Below are 20,955 nucleotides of genomic sequence, written 5' to 3'. Positions count from 1 at the left end.
TTTTACATTTAATATGGGGGAGAAATTAAAATGGCAATGACAAACAAGAACGTGCGAGTGGAGAATGATTTTTTGGGAGGAAAGGAATTACCTATTGAGGCATATTACGGAATTCAGACTTTACGCGCTGTTGAAAATTTCCCGATTACAGGGTATAAAATTCATGAAAGTTTAATTAGAGCGTTCGCAATTGTAAAAAAAGCAGCAGCGCTTGCGAATACAGATGTAGGAAGATTGGAATTGAACAAGGGCGGTGCGATCGCAGAGGCTGCTCAAGAAATTCTTGATGGAAAATGGCATGATCATTTCATCGTAGATCCAATCCAAGGCGGAGCGGGTACTTCAATGAACATGAATGCAAATGAAGTCATTGCCAATCGTGCTCTTGAATTATTAGGGATGGAAAAGGGAGACTATCATTATATTAGTCCAAATAGTCATGTAAACATGGCGCAATCAACAAACGATGCATTCCCAACAGCGATTCATATCGCTACATTAAACGCATTAGAAGGTTTATTACAAACGATGGGTTATATGCACGATGTATTTGAATTAAAAGCAGAACAGTTCGATCATGTGATTAAAATGGGTCGTACACATTTACAAGACGCTGTGCCAATTCGCCTTGGACAAGAATTTAAGGCGTACTCTCGTGTACTTGAACGTGATATGAAACGAATTCAGCAATCACGTCAACACTTATATGAAGTGAACATGGGAGCAACTGCAGTTGGTACAGGCTTAAATGCAGACCCAGAATATATTGAAGCAGTTGTAAAACATTTAGCTGCAATTAGTGAACTACCACTAGTTGGTGCAGAAGACTTAGTAGATGCAACGCAAAATACAGATGCATACACAGAAGTATCTGCAGCACTGAAAGTATGTATGATGAATATGTCTAAAATTGCGAATGACCTTCGCTTAATGGCATCAGGTCCACGTGTTGGTTTAGCAGAGATTATGTTACCAGCTCGTCAACCAGGTTCATCTATTATGCCAGGGAAAGTAAACCCTGTTATGCCAGAAGTTATTAATCAAATTGCGTTCCAAGTAATAGGTAATGATCATACAATTTGCCTTGCTTCAGAAGCAGGACAATTAGAATTAAACGTGATGGAACCAGTACTTGTTTTCAACTTACTGCAATCGATTAGCATTATGAATAATGGTTTCCGTGCCTTTACAGATAATTGCTTAAAAGGAATTGAAGCGAATGAAGATCGCTTAAAAGAGTATGTTGAGAAAAGTGTAGGAATTATTACAGCCGTGAACCCTCATATCGGTTATGAAGCAGCAGCTCGCGTTGCGAAAGAAGCAATCGCGACAGGGCAATCTGTTCGAGAACTTTGTGTGAAAAATGGTGTATTGTCACAAGAGGACTTAGAGTTAATTCTAGATCCATTCGAAATGACACACCCAGGGATTGCAGGAGCAACTCTTTTAAAGAAAAATTAAAAGAAGAGGGGGGACAAGTCCCTCCTCTTTGTTTACAATATAGGGATTTTATATGTGAATAGAGGTAGGGAGATTATAAGTAAGTAACAGTGGCGTTTAATAGTTCATAGAAACAAAATTAAGAGGAGCAGCAATATAATCAACATCACTTTTAAATAAAGAGGATTTATTAAAACATCTTATCATGTTAACAACAAGTTTACATGAATCTTTATAAATAACTATGACCAACCATGAATCAATAGTTGGCCATAATGATCTTAAAGATCCATATCTTTTAATCCGGGACTATGCTCATTTGGCATTTCAGGAAGTTCTGGTACAGGAAAACCTTTTGGCGGGTCCGTTACTGCTAATGTTCCTTTGTTTCTACTTGGTGATTCACCTTGGAATATTTCTCCCATTCTTGTTGGATCTAAGCTAAAATTAAATTGTGCGTTATGGAATCCCATGTCTACATACTTTCTGCACTCTGGGTATTTATTAATATCATAGTTCGGCACAGGGAAGAGTTTCCCCCATTCAACACCCAATGTCTCTAAAGCCTTTGCGAAAGCATTTTGATGTGCATTATCACGTACAATTAAAAATGCAAGTGTTTCTCTAAAAGTTTGATTGGAACTCATTTCATAAATTCTAGTTTTTTGAAGTACACCTGTAGATTCAAGTACTACGTTATCTAATAAATCGCTAATTAAATTCCCATGGCTATATACCCAAGATCCATTCCATGGGTTGCCAGCTGCATCAACGGGCAATGAACTTTGAGCACCTACAATAAAGTGATGAGGATTGGCATGTTTAACCGCTTCATCAAGTGGTGCTGTGTCAACACCTGCATTTCCTGGTGTAGGTTCACCAGATCCAGTTAATAGTTGATTAATTGTATGTTGTACAAGTTCTACATGGCTTATTTCTTCTAAAAAAACACCTCGAAGTAAATCACGATATTGCTTCTCTTTCCCTCTAAAATTTGAGCTTTGGAAGAAGTATTGCATCATTGTACGCATTTCGCCATAATGCCCACCTAATATTTCTTGTAAAACTTTTGCGGCAGCTGGATCTGGCTTGTCTGGCTTGATAATATTAATCAGTTCTTCTTTATAATAAAACATGAAGTACACCTCTTTTAAGTTAGTTAACATTGTTATCGTGTCCGCTATTTGGTTACTTAATACTTTAATTCATGTTTTTACCAATTATTTATTGCCTCAAAATGCAAAGTTTTTGAAAATAACTATTTTAGATGTGAGATGAAAATAGGGGATAGATACTTAGCATTTAATAAAAAAAGATAAGATTACGAAATGTAATCTTATCTTTTCATTAAGAATAATGAATTGTAGCTTCAAGGCTTCAGAATGACTTTTATACAATCATCTTCACGATTATTAAAAATTTGATAACCGTAGCTCGCTTCTTCAAGGGGGATTTTATGTGTAATAATCTCTTTTGGATCAAATTCTTTATTTGTTATTTTTTCAAATAGTTCCGGCATAAAATGAATGACAGGTGCTTGTCCCATTTTAAGATTAATATTTCTAACCCAAAATGCCCCGAGTGGAAATGCATTATAATTGCCACCATAAACGCCAGTCATTTGAACCGTTCCATATTTCCTTACGGCTTTCGTAGCGATTTGAATAGGGCCGAGAGTTCCGCCTTGTAGTTTCAATTTTTGTTCCAGAAATTCTAGAGGCGATTTTTTTCCATCCATTCCCACGCAATCAATGACTACATCGGCACCGCCATGTGTAATTTCCTTTAAATGTTCTCCCATATCTGGAAATTTTGTAAACTCAAATACCTCAACATTGTTAATCTTTTTTGCATAATTCATCCGATAATCTAAGTAATCCACTGCAATTACACGTTTAGCACCTTGCATCCAAGCGAATTTTTGTGTCATTAATCCAACAGGTCCACAACCAAGGACGATAACAGTATCACCTGGCTTAACGCCTGCGTTTATTACACTCCAATAGGCTGTTGGTAAAACATCTGATAGAAATAGTAGGGATTCATCTTCAAGTTCGCATGATTCCGGTATAACAAATGGAGTAAAATTACCAAATGGAACTTTTAAATATTCTGCTTGTCCTCCTGGATGATTACCAAATTTCTCTGTGTAACCAAAGTATCCACCAGAATCGTAATGAGGGTTTGAGTTATCACATTGACTTTCCATTTCATGTTGGCAATAGAAACAATGTCCACAAGAAACGTTGAAGGGGATGACAACACGATCGCCTTTTTTCACTTTAGTGACATCTGGCCCGACTTCTTCAACGATTCCCATTGGTTCATGGCCGATAATGTATCCTTGAGGTAAGGGCATGTTGCCTTGATATAGATGTAAATCAGAACCGCAAATAGCGGTTGAAGTAATTTTTACAATAATATCATCTTTTTTCTCTAATTTTGCATCATCCACTTGTTTAACCTGTACTTGGTTTGGTCCTTGATAGGTTACAGCTTTCATCTCATATCTCCTTTTGAATTATGTCTCAAAACATAATTTTATTTAATCTCTTGGTGAAATAGAAATCCTTCTTTTATTTACTGAAGGGAATTAGAAAGTATACATAGTGTTGTTATGAAAGTATGTTATATCAGTTATTCTTTCTTATATGTTTTGCCCTACTTTAAGAAAAAAATCAATTTTTATTCATAATCTAATTTCCATAAAAAGGATAATTATTATTTCATAATTTGTAGCATATTAAAAACATCGGAGGTGAAACAATATGGGAAAAAATAATAGTGGAAGTCGTAATGAAGTATTAGTTCGAGGCGCTGAACAAGCTCTTGATCAAATGAAATATGAAATTGCACAAGAGTTTGGTGTACAACTTGGTGCAGATACAACAGCTCGTTCAAACGGATCTGTTGGTGGTGAAATTACAAAACGTTTAGTAGCAATGGCAGAACAACAACTTGGTGGTAGAGCTAACCGCTAAGTAAATTAGCTTAAAATATAGCAAATATGTAAATCAATTTCTTTTGTGTATTCATAAAAATAAAAAACCTTATATTAAACAGATTCTCACTCAAAGATTATTGATAATCTTCTTTCATAATCTTTGAGTATTTAATTTGTAAACTACTTTCCTAAACAATAAACACGCAGTGTTGGAAAGGTGTTTTCCATGCATAGTAGAAAATCTTTTGCAGGAAAAAGCATACTTAAAAATTTGATTTCAATATTGAAATCAATATTTATTATGATATTTTCGAAAGGTAGGAATTTAAAAATGGGTATATTAAGTGGAAATCCTCAAAATGAACCTTTACATTACGGAGAAGTATTTGACATTTGGAGTTATCTTCTTGCTGCACAGGGTGCAATTGCAAGCCATCAAGTGTTTATGAATCACACAGGTGATGAAGATTTGAAGAAGTTTTTAGAAGGCTTAATTGAAAATGATATGAATTCGGAAATAGAAGAATTAAAAGCTCTTTTAAAGATTAATGGGGTCGCTTTACCGCCAGCACCTCCAGAACGTCCAGTTGCATCTATTGAAGACATTCCTCCGGGAGCGCGTATTAATGATGTTGAAATTGCTGCAGCTGTTTCTACAGGATTAGCAGCTGGACTTGTGACATGTAGTCAAGTAATGGGAAAATGTCTTCGAGAAGATGTAGGTATGCTATTCGGACAATTTCATATGAAAAAAGCGCAGGCAGGTGTAACTCTGCTACGTTTAAGTAAGAAAAAGGGATGGGTAGTTCCACCTCCATTACATGTAAGAAATTCTGACCAAGCGTAATAAATAAAAATAAAAATAAAAATAAAAATAAAAAAGTGGCGTTGGCCACTTTTTTATTTTTTAGGTGTATCCTCAAGCTTGGACTTATTTATTGTGGAAGAATCCATATATTCATCTGATATCTCCATAGCGTATTTATCATGGTGAATATGATTATGTTCTCTTAATTCATTGTCATTACGCAGTACTAACTTCTGCATATAAATATGGAAGAAAACTTCTATTCCGCCAATAATTAAAGCAGCTAAAAATGAAGAAAATCCAATATTATGAGTAGCATCTAAATTAGTAAACAAGGATGTTAATAACCAAATTCCAAAGAAGCTTAAACCGAAATCTGCCATTGTAGCAATCGCATTTCCGTATTTAGGTAAAATGAAGAGATCTCCGATTAAATAGGCAGTTCCCGTAAGGAAAAGAGAAATTAATAATACTTTAGGAATTGAAATGCCTTGAAAGATACTGAGCATGATTAGCAATACTGCAGTTATCGCTGTGTACTTAATTAATAAAGCAACAATATGTTTCATCTTTTTTCCTCCACTATTTAAAAGTATATTGAATAAAACATTCCATTAAAAACGGGTTATGCTTTTATATAGCGTAACCCGTTTTATATTGTAATGGAGGTCTATTTATGATATCCCATGGCACGTATGTTATATTTCGTTCTCCTATACACTATTATTTTGGGCTTAAAGAGCATCAATTATACCTTTGAATTCGTGGTCGTAATTACCAATTAATTAACTATATATTTTATCATGTAATTTAACATATTAAAGAAAGAAGGAGGTGAATTAACATGTCAAACAATAACAGTGGAAGCAGCAACCAATTATTAGTACGTGGCGCTGAACAAGCTCTTGATCAAATGAAATATGAAATTGCTCAAGAATTTGGAGTGCAACTTGGTGCAGATGCAACAGCTCGTGCAAACGGATCTGTTGGTGGTGAAATTACAAAACGTCTTGTATCATTAGCTGAGCAACAACTTGGCGGTGGCGTTACTCGTTAATTTTATATACGAAATGGATATAGAGGAGAGGCATGCTGTCTCTCCTTTCTCATACATTTTTTTAGTAAATAAGCTTAGTAGCGTTAGAATTTTTTTAGATTTACAACTATAACTCGAATTTATTTGTTTAAATTTTATACTCTCGAGGTTTTAAATATATAATTAATTTTTGTGAAATAAAAGATAAGAGGTTATATTTGATGCGAAAGGGGCAGAAAAAATGAAATATGAAGCGTTATTTACAGTTGAGATTTCTGTAGGAAGTGAAAGAGTAGCAAACCATAAAATAAAGGCTCATGATGTCGTTGATGTTGTTGAAAAGCTTGCTGAGAAGTATTTAAGTAATCATGAGGGACATTCTCGAAATGAATAAAGGAGAATAGTAATATGACCTGTCATGATGTTAATAATGAAACGAAAGAAAAAAAAGATTTAAAATGGTGGCAACTCTCACTTATTGGGATTGGTTGTACGATAGGGACGGGCTTTTTTTTAGGATCTAGTATAGGAATTAAAATAGGTGGTTCTTCAATTATTCTTATTCTTATTTTAACTGGATTCACTACATATATTGTATTTGAGGCATTGGCAAAAATGGCTGTAGAAGATCCACAAAAAGGATCTTTTCGCATTTATTCAAGAAAAGCTTTTGGAAATTGGGCGGGTTTTAGTCATGGATGGACATATTGGTGTTCTGAACTGCTTATTATGGGTAGCCAGTTAAGTGCGTTAGGAATCTTTTCACGCTACTGGTTTCCTAAAATACCATTATGGATATTTGCTACTATATATGGAGTAGCGGCTATATTAATTATTTTTATAGGGGTAAAGATATTCGAACGTTTAGAGAAATGGATGGCTATCATAAAGATCGCTGCTATTATGGGGTTTATTGTAATTGCTATTTTGGTTATTTTAGGATTTATAAAGGGTGGTTTATATAAAGCACAAATTCCGCGGAATTTTAAAGATTGGTTTCCAAATGGATTAAAAGGCACTTGGTCCTCTCTAATTTATGCATTTTATGCATTTGGAGGAATTGAAATTATGGGGTTAATGACAATAAGGCTTAAAGACCCTAAAGATGCAAAGAAATCAGGAAGAGTAATGTTAATGATTTTAACGATTATTTACGTAGTCTCTTTAGGGTTGGCAATTATGATGGTTCCATTAAACCAGTTTAATACGAAAGAAAGTCCTTTTGTAATAGCATTACAAGATTATAATTTGCCGTACGTGCCATTTATTTTAAATGTGGTATTAATTTTAGCGGGTTTTTCCACATTAGTTGGTTCATTATTTGCAGTGACAAGTGTATTAATGAATTTAGCTGAAGAGGGAGATGCACCTGCAATGTTTGCTAAAAAAAATAAAAAAAACATCTCTTTTCCAGCCTTAATTCTTATTATAATTGGACTTGGTGCTTCTATCCTTAGTGCTTTATTCCTACCCAAAAATATATATGAATATGTAACAACTGCAGCTGGATTAATGTTGTTATATACATGGAGTTTAATTCTTCTTTCATTTTGGAAATTAATGAATCCCAAAGGTTGGATGCAGATAAAAAGTATTATTGGTCTTATTATGATTGCATTAGCTGTTAGTGGAACATTATTGCAAAAAACAACCCGTTTCGGTTTCCTAGTGAGTTTGTTGTTTTTAGGAATAGTTATTCTTGTTACTATAATTGTTCATTTTATCTCAAGAAAAAGAAATACAGCTATATGAAGTATCTTTCTTTTCACAATAGGAATAGTATGTCAGAAATAAATAATGGGAGTTATTGGAAAATAATTTGGTAAGTTTGAAAACCAAAATATAATCCATAAATAATAAGTGATACGCCAGATACTACCGTTATAAGAGACAATATACGAGCATTCAAAATTTTACGAAACATACTAGATGTACTTGCCATCGTAATATCCCATATAAAAATACCTAAAATAATCCCTAAGCTATATAACAAAAGCTGCTCTTTATTATAAGAAGAAGCGGCTTTTGCTAATATCGAGCCGAAAATGCCAAGCCAAAATAGGATTGTTAATGGATTAGATAAAGACATAAAGAAACCAGAAAAGAAGCTTTTAATAATTGAATCGTCATTTCTAGTATTACTAATGCTAATTTGATTCGCGTTTTTTAAACTTTCGATGCCTGTATAGATTAAAACAAAAGCTCCGAAAGACCATAAGAAAAGTTTTATAATATCTTTTTCAAGGAAATGAATTACCCCTAAATAAATAAGTGCCATGTAGATAACATCTGCAAGTAAGGCTCCTATGCCGAGAATCCAAGCGTGAAAAAAACCACTTCTAATACCCTTTTCTAACTGTGCAGCATTTATAGGCCCCATTGGAGCAGATAATGATAAACCCAAGAAAACATAGCTTAAAAATATCCCCACGTATAACATGCTCCTCCCACTAAATTTGATCTATATTAAATCTATTCAGTGGTTAAAGTTTGTACAACTAAATAATAAAAAGCAGAGGGGATTATTTATTTTTATGCAAGTATTTTATTATTCGAGAAAATGGACACTTTGATGGAATTGTCTCATCATCACGTAAAAAATATTGCTGCCATTCATAATTATCTTTTTGACCATAATCTTTGAGAGAAGGATGAATAGGAGCTTTATCATAAGCGGCTAGACGTTGACGTATTAAGTTTTTTAGTTTTCTACTGCGTTTCTCAGAGCTCATAATCCCCTGTAAAACCCATCTAGGGGTTAAAGCGAGCATCATACATGAAAAATGTCTACTTTGTCTATTGACATGGGCGGGTGTAGCGCAGTAAACGAAATATGATTCATTATGAAAGCAAAATTCCCAAGTGTTTTCCATAGGGTCATTTGGAATGTGTGTAGGCCATTCCATCTCGTCCAAACGGCTAGTTGTATTAAGGAGAGACCAATAAATATGTTCAAAATCTTCAACTGTAGTTTCTCGCTCTAAATCTATTGGTGTATGAATAAAAACAATAAATGAGGCATATTGACCTGTTTCTCTAGAACATTCAGTATATTCTTTAAGTAATGCAGCAAAATCCGCACTAGTACTCATATCTCTAGGATCACCAATGAATCCGTATCTGAGGTGATTGGCTGTAAAACCGTGTTGGGCTGGTATACAAGGGAAAGGTTTATTTTTATCTGTCATTTTCAATTTGAAAGAACGAAAAGCTTCTTGTTGCCAATGTGGAAGGGTAGTAAAAATTTTTTGTAAAGAGTCTTTATCATAAAGTATAGTCATCTTTTTATCCCTCCTAAGTCATAATATATAGCCTATTAATTACTTAGGAATGGGTGACTAACACAGCAAGAATAATTATTTTTCGATTTATTAAAATGAAATAATTTAATGGGTAACCCCTGCAACGAGTTACTTTAATATCTAATAATGTATAAATTTAAGTAACTATAAAATTTGAAAAAATATGTAGGTACAATGTTCACATTTATATTTTCTAACTAGTATGGTTTATAACGAAATAAGAAAGGATGTATTATGATGTGGATTTTTAAAGAAGAAAAAATTAAATTTATAGATTGTAAAGGCGAAGAAGTCATTTTGAAAATCAAAATTAAGGATATAAAAAAGTAGGGAAGAGGAATTAGGTCTATTTTATTGTGATTAACATAGAAGAATGGAAAGAAATGATAAATTAGGTTGAAATGAATTCATATAGTATAGGCCCTTTTTGAATTTTTTTGCATAATGTAGAATGAATGCATATTAAGGAGGAACATCTATGTCTTATCCTAATCAATTAGCTTGGCATGAAACATTGGATTTACATGAATTAGTAGCATTCCAAGCGAATGGTTTAATTAAATTAAAAAAATCAGTTAGAAATGTACCAGATCAAGCACTTCAATCGTTATATATTAAAGCTATAAATGCTATACAAAACAATTTACAAGAGTTAGTACAGTTTTATCCATATGCTCCTGGATTTCAATCGCAACATCGTGATGACACTGGATTTTACGCTGGAGATTTGCTTGGGTTAGCAAAGACATCTGTTCGAAATTATGCAATAGCGATTACTGAAACTGCAACACCGCGACTTAGAGAAGTTTTAACCCGTCAAATAAATGGTGCTATACAATTACACGCACAGGTTTTTAATTTTATGTATGAACGTGGTTACTATCCAGCTTATGATTTAAAGCAGCTATTAAAAAATGATGTGCAGAATGTGCAAAAGGCGATACAAATGCAATATTAAAATGAAGATATGGAAATTATCTTTAGAGAAAAACTATAGTTTATATATAGGTCGAATAGTTAAGACTAAATGGTAATTTCCATTGTTAATAAATTGATTAAATTCTACTAATATAAATTCATTCTAAAATATTTAAGAAATTATACAAAGGCTGTTTTAGAATACGAGAATCTATATTTAAGAACTTGTTAGAGAATTATTTTTTAAATAGAAGTAGATGTTTGTATAATATGTGGTGATTATTGGTAAAAAAAGTTGTTATCGGGAATCTCTTGAACTAGAATTTTTAGTACAAGCTATAACGGATGTTTGTACATGTTTTAAACAGGAGAGTCATTCATTTTGAATTAACTTTGTTTAGTTTTCATTTGAAAAACAAACAAAAAATAAAAAAGTAGAAATAAAATATATAAATTCCAAACACTTGGAATTGTAGATATTCCGAAATAGATTCCTCCAGGTAATAACCAAATACTGCAAATTAAAATCAAAATATTTTCTCTTTTAACTATTGAAATGAACGCCCAAAAAGAGGGGAGTAATAACATGAAAAGAACCGTGATGAAAAAGTCTTTATTAGATAGTTGATCGCTATACGGATTAAAATATAGAAATAATAGCGAAAGTAAAAAGATACTTATAGATGAAATCAATCCTACATAAACATGTATATTGTTTTTCATAATTAAGATTCTCCCCTCAATAACAATCTACTTATAATTCTATTTTCAAAAACAAATTTTATGTAATTGTTCTATAAATAAAAAAGCAGTTAGCAAAAGCTAACTGCAGTGAGAAATTTACATCCATGAAATTAAGGAGTATAACTATCTCATGGGTTAAGTATAGTATGAACAAAAAAATTGAGCTTATACTAAAAAATTAAAAAGAGCAGTTATTGATTATGACTGCTCTTTAATGGCAAGAAATAAAGCCTGGGTAAGAAGCAGACTTTATTATATATAGTGTTTGCGAAATTTCAATTTTTATTCCAAAAGAGTAGTGCTATTCTTAGAATATAGATATTGCCTACATTCAGTTTTTTAACAGATTAAGTTTAAAAGCTTTTAAAGGATGATTTTGCATTATACTTTGATTCATTAATATAAAAATAAACAAAGTATTTCCGCGTTTAATGCATCTTTTTATCTATATATTTTCCGTAATCAGGTACAGCAATTTTATCAAATTCTTGAACGAGTGTTTTGAGGCTTGTTGATAGCAATTCACCCGACATCGGTATTCCATGTCCAGTAACAGCGGTTAGAGGCTTTAACTTTTCTAGCTTAAGAACTGACTCTTTAGCGGCTTTCCAGTTTGTTGTTAAATAGCGAGGCGGACCGCTTATTTCCTGTTCTTGAGTTATGACTTTATATAGATACTCCTGTTTCACTGTAACAAAAGCGTCCCCAGCAATTAAAGTTCGGTCTTTTTCTCGGAATAATGAAATATGCCCTGGAGTATGTCCTGGTGTATGAATCCATCTAAACTCTGGCATATGGGGAACAGTTCCATCGGTAGGTAGCGCTTTCACATTATTTCCTAAGTCAATTGGTTCGTTTGGGAACAGAGGAGACATTTTCGCTACCATACCACCTTCAACTGTAGGGTCTGGTTCTGGATAGCTTTGTTGTCCGGTCAGGAACGGTAGCTCCATTTGATGTGCATAGACGGGAACATCCCAATGCTTGATGAGTTCAATTATTCCCCCAACATGATCAAAATGGCCGTGAGTTAAAATAATTACTTTTGGGCGACTATTGGTACCAAATCGATCCTCAGCGATAGAGATAATTTCATTTGCACATTTAGGCATTCCAGCATCAACTAAAACAAAATCATTGGTCTTAGGATTTCCAACAAAGCATATATTGACGATTTGAATCGTGTAACAAAATAAATCAGGCAATACTTCGATGCCGTGACCACTTTCAATTGAAGTTGCTGGAATAAACTTGTAATCACTTCCATAATTCATTTCATTGTCCAATTTTTCTCCCCCTTAATATATTTTAATACGACATTATAGTTCCCTAATCTTGAAAATTCATTTTGGCGAATTTGAGAAAAGAATTAATGCGGGATTAAAAAACAATAATTTAGTCCTAGAATTAAGAGGGATTCATATCAATTTATATAAAGTGCAAACAAAAAATATTGCTTTTAAAGTCACAGATTCTACTATTCTTGAGGCGAATTTATGGCTTAATAAAAGATTTATAAAGATATTACAATATGGATTTATATAAAAAAGACATAACAAAGTTCGATAGAAATCCATTATGTCTAATGATTGCTTTTCATAATAAAAGAATGTTTAAGTTTGGTGATGTAATTGAAGTGAATTAGAGGGGAAATAGAAGTGATGATCTCTTCCTAACTTAATTATATCATGTAATTTACGTTCGAAATAGACTGTTTCTTCTCATTTACTACTGTTACAATCAAGAACACATGAATAGTAAGGAGAGGTGCCAAATGAGTTCTTTCGTTCTCGATTTTCAGGAAATAGAAAAAACGCAGCTTTTTCTCGTTGGTGGAAAAGGATTGAATTTAGGGGAGTTATCCAATATTCAAGGGATACAAGTGCCAGAAGGATTTTGTGTTACAACGGTAGGGTATGAACAGGCCATCGGAAAAAATGGAGCGTTTCAAACTTTATTGAATCAATTAGCAATGCTAAAAATTGAGGAACGAGATCGAATTGGTGAAATTAGTAAGCAGATTAGAGAAGTCATTATGGCGGTGGAAATTCCAGTTGATGTAGTGGAATCAGTAGCTCATTATCTCTCGCACTTTGGCGATGAACATGCATATGCAGTGCGTTCGAGTGCTACTGCTGAAGATTTACCGTATGCCTCGTTTGCTGGTCAACAAGATACGTATTTAAATATTATTGGAAAAGAAAACATTTTGCAGCATATTAAAAAATGCTGGGCTTCTTTGTTTACAGATCGGGCGGTTATATACCGAATGCAAAACGGTTTTGATCATAATCAAGTTTCTATATGTGTTGTCATTCAAAAAATGGTTTTCCCTGAGGCTTCAGGGATTTTATTTACTGCGGATCCGATTACTTCGAATAGGAAGGTGTTGTCAATCGATGCCAGCTTTGGACTTGGCGAGGCGCTAGTATCTGGATTGGTTTCTGCCGATAATTATAAGGTAAAAGAAGACGAAATCGTCGAAAAGGTCATCGCAACGAAAAAATTAGCCATCTATGGACGAAAAGAAGGCGGAACAGAGAGAAAGAAAATTGCTCCTAATCAGCAAAAATTTCAAACACTTACTGAGCAACAGATTTTACAACTAGCACGCATCGGAAGACAAATCGAAGCTTATTTTGGTTGTCCGCAAGATATTGAATGGTGCTTAGTTGATGATACAATTTATATAGTCCAAAGCAGACCGATTACGACTTTATATCCAATTCCAGAAGTAAATGATGGGGAAAATCACGTGTATATATCAGTTGGTCACCAACAAATGATGACCGATGCGATGAAACCATTAGGTTTATCTTTTTTCCTGTTAACGACTAGTGCACCTATGTGTAAAGCCGGAGGAAGACTATTTGTTGATGCTACGCAAAGACTAGCTTCACCTGCTAGCAGAGATTACTTAATAAACACTTTAGGTAAATCGGATCCGCTCATACGAGATGCATTAACGACTGTAATTGAGCGAGAGAATTTTATTGAATTGTTATCGGATGATGAAAAAGAAAAGGATCTTAGTAAAAAAGTGCCACCTGCAAGTTCGCAACCACAACCTGAAAACGATCCGGAAATCGTTACGAATTTAATAAAGAATAGTGAATCATCAATAGAAGAGTTAAAACGAAACATGCAAACGAAATCAGGGGTGGATGTACTTGATTTTATTTTAGAAGACATTCAGCAATTAAAGAAAGTATTATTTAACTCGCAAAGTATAGCTATCATTATGGCAGGTATGAATGCTTCATCATGGATTAATGAAAAGATGGAACAATGGTTAGGGGAAAAGAATGCAGCAGATGTACTTTCACAATCTGTACAACATAATATTACGTCAGAAATGGGGCTAGCGTTATTGGATGTGGCAGATGTGATTCGGCCGTATCCGGAAGTCATTGCGTATTTACAGCATGTAGAAGATGACAGCTTTTTAGATGAATTAATTCAGTTTAAAGGCGGGGAAAAAGTTCGGGATGCAATCGATGCTTTTCTAAATAAATATGGAATGAGATGCAGCGGAGAAATCGACATTACGAAAACGCGCTGGAGTGAACAGCCAGCTACAATTATACCGATGATTTTAAATCATATAAGAGACTTTGAATATGGTGCTAGTAAGCGGAAGTTTGAAGAAGGGCTGCAGGAAGCTTTGAAAAAAGAAAAAGAGTTGTTAGAGCGATTGCAGCACTTGCCGGATGGGGAACAAAAAGTAGAAGAGACGAAGAGAATGATTCGTAACATCCGCAATTTCATCGGTTATCGTGAATATCCGAAATACGGCATGATTCATCGTTATTTCATATATAAGCAGGCATTACTGAAAGAAGCAGAGAAACTTGTGCAAAATAATGTTCTGGATGAAATAGAAGATATATACTATCTAACTTTTGAAGAACTTCACGAAGTCGTCCGCACAAATAAACTAGATTACAAGATTATTCATAAACAAAAAAATGCGTACAAATTATATGAAAAACTAACACCTCCGCGTGTTATCACGTCTGATGGAGAAATCATTACAGGTAAGTACAAACGCGAAAATCTCCCGGCTGAAGCAATTGTAGGTTTGCCTGTTTCTTCTGGAGTGGTTGAGGGGAGAGCACGCGTTATTTTAAACATGGAAGACGCGAATTTGGAAGATGGAAATATATTAGTTACGGCATTTACCGATCCTGGGTGGACACCTTTGTTTGTTTCTATAAAAGGGTTAGTCACTGAAGTCGGCGGGCTTATGACGCACGGAGCAGTGATTGCACGTGAATATGGCCTGCCAGCAGTTGTTGGAGTAGAGAACGCTACGAAACTAATAAAAGACGGGCAACGAATTCGGGTACATGGAACAGAAGGATATATTGAAGTGTTGTAGTTGTATTTTAGATAAATAAAGAAATCGTCCACTAAATATAGTGGACGATTTCTTTATGATTTTAATAGTTTTATCAACTTTCATCAATATTTTCTGAAATATTGATGAATCAGAATGTATGTTCATCTAAAACAAAGGATTTTTTCAAAAATATTACAAATTCAGACAATACATTGATAATTTTCTGAATTTTCCGTAATATATAAACGTTGTATCGTATTTAATATTGGGGAGGAATAGGGATGAAGAAAAAACCTTTTAAAGTGCTGTCTACGCTTGCGGCGGCAGCTGTGCTTAGTTGCACATTTGGGTATGGGGGTCAATCTGTTTATGCGGCAACGCCGTCTAATGGAGGAACTTTAAGTCCGATTGATGAAAATTTAATTCAAGAGGAGCGTTTAGCAGATGCGCTCAAGAAACGCGGTGTAATTAATGAATCTACGTCGAAAGAAGACACATTAAAAGCTGTTGAAAAATACGTAGAGAAGAAAAAAGGAGAAAATGCGGGAAAAGAACCAGCAGCGGGGGATAGTGTTACGAGAGAAGCGGCTGACTTTTTGAAAAAAGTTAAAGATGCAAAAGCAGATGAGAAAGAAAAAGCAGATCAACCTGCTAGTGGTCCAGTAGCGGGACAAGAGCCGGTTAAAGGGGGATTAAACGGCCAAGTACCAACTACTTCAGCGAAGCAAAAACAATATAACGGCGATGTTCGTAAAGATAAAGTTCTCGTATTGCTAGTAGAGTTTGCGGACTTTAAGCATAACAATATTGATCAAGTACCAGGTTATATGTATTCAAATGATTTTAATCCAGAACATTATCAAAAAATGTTATTTGGTAATGAGCCATTTACACTCTTTGATGGTTCAAAAGTACCAACATTTAAACAATATTATGAAGAGCAATCTGGTGGTAGTTATACAGTAGATGGCACAGTAACAAAGTGGTTGACAGTTCCTGGTAATGCGGCAGATTATGGCGCAGATGCAGGAGATGGCGGTCATGATAATATGGGACCAAAAGGACCTCGTGATTTTGTAAAAGAGGCATTAAATGCGGCTGTAGAAAGTGGTATTGATTTATCTGAATTTGACGAATACGATCAATATGACAATAATGGTGATGGCAATAAAAATGAACCAGATGGTCTGATTGATCACTTAATGGTTATTCACGCTGGAGTTGGGCAAGATGGGGGCGGTGGTAGACTAGGTGATGATGCAATTTGGTCACATCGTTGGCACCTTGGAACACCATATCCAATTGAAGGAACAAAAGCAAAAGTTGATAACTGGGGCGGTAAGATGGCAGCATACGACTACACAATTGAGCCAGAAGACGGAGCGGTTGGTGTATTCGCACATGAATTTGGTCATGATTTAGGTCTTCCAGATGAGTATGATACGAAGTACACAGGAGCAGGTGAGCCAATTAACTCCTGGTCTGTTATGAGTGGCGGTAGCTGGGCTGGTAAAATTGCAGGAACAACGCCACCGAGTTTCTCTCCGCAAAACAAAGAGTTCTTTCAAAAGAACATGGGTGGAAACTGGGCCAATATTGTAGAGGTTGACTATAATAAATTAAATCGTGGTATTGGCTATGCGACGTATTTAGATCAAAGTGTAACGAAATCAAATCGTCCTGGTCTGATTCGTGTTAACTTACCAGATAAAGAGGTAAAAGGTATTCAGCCTGCATTCGGTAAGAAGTACTACTATAGTACAAAAGGTGATAACCTTCATACAACATTAGAAACGCCAGTGTTTGATTTAACAAATGCAACAAATGCGAGGTTTGATTATAAATCAATGTATGAAATTGAAACGGATTATGACTTCCTTGAAGTACATGCAGTGAAAGAAGATGGTACGAAAACGTTAGTGGATCGAATTGGTGAAAAAAATGTGAAAAGTGGTCTAGACACAACAGATGGTAAATGGGTAGATAAGTCTTATGACTTAAGCAAATTCAAAGGTCAAAAAGTAAAATTAGTATTCGAATACATTACAGATGGTGGTTTAGCGCCGACCGGTTTTACTTTTGATAATGCTACATTAACTGTAGATGGAAATGTTGTGTTCTCTGATGATGCAGAAGGTGAAACGAAATTTAAATTAAATGGTTTTGTTGTAGCAGACGGTTTTGATAAGAAGAAGCATAACTACTATTTAGAGTGGAGAAACTATGCTGGTGCTGATCAAGCGTTAAAATATAGCAGTGGTGTACCATATAATACAGGTCTGCTAGTATGGTATGCAGACTCTAGCTTTACAGATAATTGGGTTGGTTTACATCCAGGTGAAGGTTTCTTAGGAGTTGTTGACTCTCACCCAGAGGCAATTGTTGGAACACTAAACGGCAAACCAACTGTTAAAAATAGTACACGATTCCAAATCGCAGATGCTGCGTTCTCCCTTAACCAAACGCCAGCATGGAAAGTGGTATCTCCAACACGCGGAACATATGATTACAAAGGATTACCAGGTGTAACGAAGTTTGATGACTCTAAATTGTATATAAATGATTTAATCCCAGATGCAGGACGTAAATTACCGAAATTTGGATTGAAATTTGAAGTAGTTGGACAAGCAGATGATAATTCTGCGGGTGCAGTTCGTTTATATCGTTAATAATGTAGAAGCTGTTGAAGGGGAGTCCTTTCAACAGCTTTTTTTACAGAAACATAAATTTCAAGTTATTAATAAAATAATAGAAATTACTAAGCAAGCGGGCTTATTTCTTTAAGCCAGCAGCATAAAAAGGTCCATGAACTGCGATTGTTGATAAAAAGCGAGCAATCTCCTCAGGTGTTTCTTTTTGTCCATTATTTAACCATTGTTGGATGACACCTATATGTGCAGATGCCATATAAGAAGTTAAATATTCGCTTGGAACAAGTAAATTCTCCTTATTAATGAGGGGACCATTCGTATCTTCAAATAATGTTTTCCACATAAAGTCTTTCAGTTTTGTTTGGAAAGATAAATCTCCTTTCGGACTTAGTACAGCTCTCATAAAATCACTATTTTCATTTAGAAATTCAAGAATAGAAGTGATAAGTATAAATGGCATTGTTGGAGAAGGATTTGATCCAAGGTCAGCAATAACTTCCGGGAATTTCTGTTTAGCAATGTTAGAAAACTCGTACATAATGTCTTCTTGGCATTTTGTCATTAAATCAAATTTATCTTGATAGTGCGCATAGAAAGTACCGCGATTAATGTTTGCTTTCGTTGTAATATCTTTCACTGTAATGGAGTCAAAACCTTTTTCTTCAATTAGCTCCACCAATGCATTTCGTATGGCAGTTTTCGTACGAACAACACGCAAATCTAAATTATTATCGCGCAAAGCATATCCCTCCTTAATTTTACTCAACACATTTGGAAAATGTGTCTTATAACCAACACATTCACGATTTTTGATTATTGTATAAGGTTCAACTCGAACATATAATTCAAAATATAAATAAACAACACGTTGTTGGTTATTATAGATCAAATTAAAGGAGGAGAAAAGAAAATGTTTAAAAATAAACTTTTATTTTTATCACCAGTTATTGCACTACTTGTTGTTTTTATTTTTTCATTAACGTTATTTCCAACTGTTCAACCAAAGCCGAAAAACTTACCAATTGCAATTGTAAATGAGGATCAAGGTGTAGAAATTCCAAATCAACTGAAAATGAATATGGGGCAAACGATCGTTGATAACATGAAAAAAACAGCGAAATCAGAGGAAGAACCCGTAGTGAAGTGGGTAGAAGTAAAAAATAAAGAAGCCGTTCAAAAGGGATTAAACAATAAAGAGTATTACGCGGCATTAGTCATCCCGAAAGAATTTAGCGCAAAACAAGCGTCGTTACGAACGCCACAGCCATCTTCACCTGAGATAGAAATATATATTAATCAAGGAATGAATACGGCTGCATCAACTATGGCAGGGCAAATATTACAGGTGATCGTTGATAATATGAACAATAATGTTCGTACGCAAATATTAGAAGGGCTGAAAGCAAAAGGAGCTACTGTAACAACAGATCAAGCTGCGAAATTAGTAACACCTATTGTAAAGAACGTGAAAAATGTGAATGAGGTCGGCAAAAATAGTGCGAACGGTAATTCACCAATATCATTGTTCCAGCCGTTATGGATTGCAAGTTTAGCTAGTGCAGCGATTATTTTTATTGCGATTAGTAAAATGCCAGTAAGATCAAGAAAAGAAAACTTTCTGTTAAAAGTAAAACAAATCGTAACAGGAGCTATTGCGACACTTGTAATTGGGTTTGGTCTTACATGGATTGCAGATGGGATGGTAGGATTAAATATTTCGAACTTCACGGATACAGCTCTATTCTTATCCATTACTTCTTTTAGTTTCTTCTTAATGATATCTGCAGTACTATCATTAGTTGGGCTAAAAGGAATCGGTTTATTCGCTTTATTACTATTCTTCGGGGCACCGTTATTATCATTAGCACCTGAGATGTTGTCTCCGTTTTATCAAGACTGGGTTTACTCATGGTTACCAATGAAATTTATGGTTGAAGGCCTAAGAGAAATCTTCTTCTTCGGAAAAGGGTTAAGCTGGAATACACCTGTTATTGTACTCGTTTGGATTGGTATAGTAAGTATGGTTACTATATTAGCAACTGCACTCAAACGTAGTGTAGTAAAAGGGCATAAAACAGAATTGAACGCTTAAAAACAAGCCGTTTCACTAATTAGTGAAACGGCTTGTTTTTGATTTTTTCTCAATGTAAATGCCTGATTGTTGAAAAGTGTAGTGTTTAGAATTAAGGCGAAATCTCTAAAGATCGCGTACGTTCCAAACAATCTCACCACGTTCATCATCCCACGTACTGTGATGACGCTTAAATCCTATCTTTTCTAGTACCCGGAGGGAAGCGATATTCCAAGCACCTACAGTCGACCAAAGTCTTTGGCGCCCAGTAGCAATCGCCGCGTCCAGTACAACAGATGCGGCCTCAGTCGCATAACCTTTACCATGAGCGCTGCGGAACAACTCGTATGCAATCTCCGGCTCTTCAAGTGTGGAACGACCGATAATTAAGCCACAGTACCCAATGAAATCGCCTTCGTCTCTCCTTCGAATAGTGAGAAGGGAAATACCATTTTCGTCTGCCTTCTTGCGCATCTCAATAAGCCGGTTACGAACGGAGTCGAGGGTCGGCATGTCCACACCACGTTCGCCAATTAATTTTCTCATCCAAACTGAATCGGATTCCTCCCACATACTCAGGTCAAGTCGTTCGGTTTTTAGCTGGAACTCCATAGTTTTAAATAAAGATGGCATAGTGGAACCTCCTAGTTATGTCACTGAACTCATAATAGCTTCGCACTGCATCATGTTGAACCAATC

The 20,955-nt window shown here is 34.9% G+C and carries 18 protein-coding genes; 10 read left to right on the top strand and 8 right to left on the bottom strand.

Annotated elements, in window-relative coordinates; all coding sequences use genetic code 11:
• Positions 1–30 precede the first annotated feature (30 nt).
• On the top strand, positions 31–1,461 hold the full coding sequence (aspA, locus tag DN401_RS11685) for an aspartate ammonia-lyase (protein WP_001251924.1): 1,431 nt from the start codon (positions 31–33) through the stop codon (positions 1,459–1,461).
• A 260-nt stretch (positions 1,462–1,721) separates the two neighbouring features.
• On the opposite strand, the gene DN401_RS11680 is transcribed toward aspA, so the two are convergent.
• Complete coding sequence (locus DN401_RS11680; protein ID WP_000500358.1) at positions 1,722–2,576, bottom strand: manganese catalase family protein; 855 nt, start codon at positions 2,574–2,576, stop codon at positions 1,722–1,724.
• Positions 2,577–2,809: 233 nt separating this feature from the next.
• Positions 2,810–3,943 carry a zinc-dependent alcohol dehydrogenase gene (locus DN401_RS11675; RefSeq protein WP_000649085.1) on the bottom strand — a complete coding sequence of 378 codons (1,134 nt, stop codon included), beginning with the start codon at positions 3,941–3,943 and terminating at the stop codon, positions 2,810–2,812.
• 265 nt (positions 3,944–4,208) lie between these two features.
• Here DN401_RS11675 and sasP point away from each other — a divergent pair, with 265 nt between their 5' ends.
• Together sasP and DN401_RS11665 are read left to right on the top strand one after the other, a co-directional pair.
• On the top strand, positions 4,209–4,421 hold the full coding sequence (sasP, locus tag DN401_RS11670; protein ID WP_000517671.1) for a small acid-soluble spore protein, SasP family: 213 nt from the start codon (positions 4,209–4,211) through the stop codon (positions 4,419–4,421).
• A gap of 294 nt (positions 4,422–4,715) precedes the next feature.
• The gene (locus DN401_RS11665; RefSeq protein WP_001986359.1) at positions 4,716–5,231 is read left to right on the top strand and encodes a DUF3231 family protein; all 516 of its coding nucleotides are present in this window, start codon (positions 4,716–4,718) and stop codon (positions 5,229–5,231) included.
• Positions 5,232–5,284: 53 nt separating this feature from the next.
• On the opposite strand, the gene DN401_RS11660 is transcribed toward DN401_RS11665, so the two are convergent.
• Positions 5,285–5,761, bottom strand: a complete 477-nt coding sequence (locus tag DN401_RS11660) for a YndM family protein (protein WP_000680664.1) — start codon at positions 5,759–5,761, stop codon at positions 5,285–5,287.
• A 275-nt stretch (positions 5,762–6,036) separates the two neighbouring features.
• Between DN401_RS11660 and DN401_RS11655 the strand changes: the two genes are divergently transcribed.
• From DN401_RS11655 to DN401_RS11650, 3 genes are all read left to right on the top strand, one after another.
• Positions 6,037–6,249 carry an alpha/beta-type small acid-soluble spore protein gene (locus DN401_RS11655; RefSeq protein WP_000069660.1) on the top strand — a complete coding sequence of 71 codons (213 nt, stop codon included), beginning with the start codon at positions 6,037–6,039 and terminating at the stop codon, positions 6,247–6,249.
• Positions 6,250–6,469: 220 nt separating this feature from the next.
• The gene (locus DN401_RS29775) at positions 6,470–6,622 is read left to right on the top strand and encodes a hypothetical protein (protein ID WP_006920787.1); all 153 of its coding nucleotides are present in this window, start codon (positions 6,470–6,472) and stop codon (positions 6,620–6,622) included.
• Positions 6,623–6,636: 14 nt separating this feature from the next.
• Positions 6,637–7,980 carry an amino acid permease gene (locus DN401_RS11650; protein ID WP_118414568.1) on the top strand — a complete coding sequence of 448 codons (1,344 nt, stop codon included), beginning with the start codon at positions 6,637–6,639 and terminating at the stop codon, positions 7,978–7,980.
• Between the two features lie 52 nt (positions 7,981–8,032).
• Here the strand turns inward: DN401_RS11650 and DN401_RS11645 are convergent, their stop codons facing one another.
• Positions 8,033–8,659: a LysE family transporter gene (locus tag DN401_RS11645; protein WP_149287685.1), complete on the bottom strand. Its 627-nt coding sequence runs from the start codon at positions 8,657–8,659 to the stop codon at positions 8,033–8,035.
• Positions 8,660–8,750: 91 nt separating this feature from the next.
• Positions 8,751–9,509, bottom strand: a complete 759-nt coding sequence (locus tag DN401_RS11640) for a YqcI/YcgG family protein (RefSeq protein ID WP_006920793.1) — start codon at positions 9,507–9,509, stop codon at positions 8,751–8,753.
• A gap of 499 nt (positions 9,510–10,008) precedes the next feature.
• On the opposite strand from DN401_RS11640, the gene cotF reads away from it, so the two are divergent.
• Complete coding sequence (gene cotF, locus DN401_RS11635; protein ID WP_065484273.1) at positions 10,009–10,488, top strand: spore coat protein CotF; 480 nt, start codon at positions 10,009–10,011, stop codon at positions 10,486–10,488.
• Between the two features lie 1,132 nt (positions 10,489–11,620).
• Here the strand turns inward: cotF and DN401_RS11625 are convergent.
• Entirely contained in the window at positions 11,621–12,478 is an 858-nt protein-coding gene (locus DN401_RS11625; RefSeq protein WP_149215625.1) for an MBL fold metallo-hydrolase, read from the bottom strand.
• 488 nt (positions 12,479–12,966) lie between these two features.
• On the opposite strand from DN401_RS11625, the gene ppsA reads away from it, so the two are divergent.
• Both ppsA and DN401_RS11615 read left to right on the top strand, forming a co-directional pair.
• Positions 12,967–15,573 carry a phosphoenolpyruvate synthase gene (gene ppsA, locus DN401_RS11620; protein ID WP_149287684.1) on the top strand — a complete coding sequence of 869 codons (2,607 nt, stop codon included), beginning with the start codon at positions 12,967–12,969 and terminating at the stop codon, positions 15,571–15,573.
• 242 nt (positions 15,574–15,815) lie between these two features.
• The gene (locus DN401_RS11615; protein ID WP_149287683.1) at positions 15,816–18,203 is read left to right on the top strand and encodes an immune inhibitor A domain-containing protein; all 2,388 of its coding nucleotides are present in this window, start codon (positions 15,816–15,818) and stop codon (positions 18,201–18,203) included.
• A 103-nt stretch (positions 18,204–18,306) separates the two neighbouring features.
• Here DN401_RS11615 and DN401_RS11610 read toward each other — a convergent pair whose 3' ends face one another.
• Entirely contained in the window at positions 18,307–18,924 is a 618-nt protein-coding gene (locus tag DN401_RS11610; RefSeq protein ID WP_304521032.1) for a TetR/AcrR family transcriptional regulator, read from the bottom strand.
• 171 nt (positions 18,925–19,095) lie between these two features.
• Between DN401_RS11610 and DN401_RS11605 the strand changes: the two genes are divergently transcribed.
• Positions 19,096–20,277, top strand: a complete 1,182-nt coding sequence (locus DN401_RS11605; protein ID WP_149287681.1) for a YhgE/Pip domain-containing protein — start codon at positions 19,096–19,098, stop codon at positions 20,275–20,277.
• Between the two features lie 105 nt (positions 20,278–20,382).
• Here the strand turns inward: DN401_RS11605 and DN401_RS11600 are convergent, their stop codons facing one another.
• Positions 20,383–20,889 carry a GNAT family N-acetyltransferase gene (locus DN401_RS11600; RefSeq protein ID WP_001139531.1) on the bottom strand — a complete coding sequence of 169 codons (507 nt, stop codon included), beginning with the start codon at positions 20,887–20,889 and terminating at the stop codon, positions 20,383–20,385.
• Positions 20,890–20,955: the final 66 nt, after the last annotated feature.

Source organism: Bacillus sp. BF2-3 (genome assembly GCF_008368795.1).
GTDB lineage: Bacteria > Bacillota > Bacilli > Bacillales > Bacillaceae_G > Bacillus_A > Bacillus_A cereus.
Note: the sequence above shows the minus strand (reverse complement) of the source record. Positions and strands in the feature narration are given on the sequence as shown.

Excerpts from the sequence above, each read along its gene's own strand:
- sasP (WP_000517671.1), top strand. The coding sequence starts at position 4,209 with ATGGGAAAAAATAATAGTGGAAGTCGTAATGAAGTATTAGTTCGAGGC.
- ppsA (WP_149287684.1), top strand. The coding sequence starts at position 12,967 with ATGAGTTCTTTCGTTCTCGATTTTCAGGAAATAGAAAAAACGCAGCTT.
- DN401_RS11675 (WP_000649085.1), bottom strand. The coding sequence starts at position 3,943 with ATGAAAGCTGTAACCTATCAAGGACCAAACCAAGTACAGGTTAAACAA.
- DN401_RS11665 (WP_001986359.1), top strand. The coding sequence starts at position 4,716 with ATGGGTATATTAAGTGGAAATCCTCAAAATGAACCTTTACATTACGGA.
- DN401_RS11615 (WP_149287683.1), top strand. The coding sequence starts at position 15,816 with ATGAAGAAAAAACCTTTTAAAGTGCTGTCTACGCTTGCGGCGGCAGCT.
- DN401_RS29775 (WP_006920787.1), top strand. The coding sequence starts at position 6,470 with ATGAAATATGAAGCGTTATTTACAGTTGAGATTTCTGTAGGAAGTGAA.
- aspA (WP_001251924.1), top strand. The coding sequence starts at position 31 with ATGGCAATGACAAACAAGAACGTGCGAGTGGAGAATGATTTTTTGGGA.
- DN401_RS11680 (WP_000500358.1), bottom strand. The coding sequence starts at position 2,576 with ATGTTTTATTATAAAGAAGAACTGATTAATATTATCAAGCCAGACAAG.
- DN401_RS11650 (WP_118414568.1), top strand. The coding sequence starts at position 6,637 with ATGACCTGTCATGATGTTAATAATGAAACGAAAGAAAAAAAAGATTTA.
- cotF (WP_065484273.1), top strand. The coding sequence starts at position 10,009 with ATGTCTTATCCTAATCAATTAGCTTGGCATGAAACATTGGATTTACAT.
- DN401_RS11660 (WP_000680664.1), bottom strand. The coding sequence starts at position 5,761 with ATGAAACATATTGTTGCTTTATTAATTAAGTACACAGCGATAACTGCA.
- DN401_RS11640 (WP_006920793.1), bottom strand. The coding sequence starts at position 9,509 with ATGACTATACTTTATGATAAAGACTCTTTACAAAAAATTTTTACTACC.
- DN401_RS11655 (WP_000069660.1), top strand. The coding sequence starts at position 6,037 with ATGTCAAACAATAACAGTGGAAGCAGCAACCAATTATTAGTACGTGGC.
- DN401_RS11600 (WP_001139531.1), bottom strand. The coding sequence starts at position 20,889 with ATGCCATCTTTATTTAAAACTATGGAGTTCCAGCTAAAAACCGAACGA.
- DN401_RS11605 (WP_149287681.1), top strand. The coding sequence starts at position 19,096 with ATGTTTAAAAATAAACTTTTATTTTTATCACCAGTTATTGCACTACTT.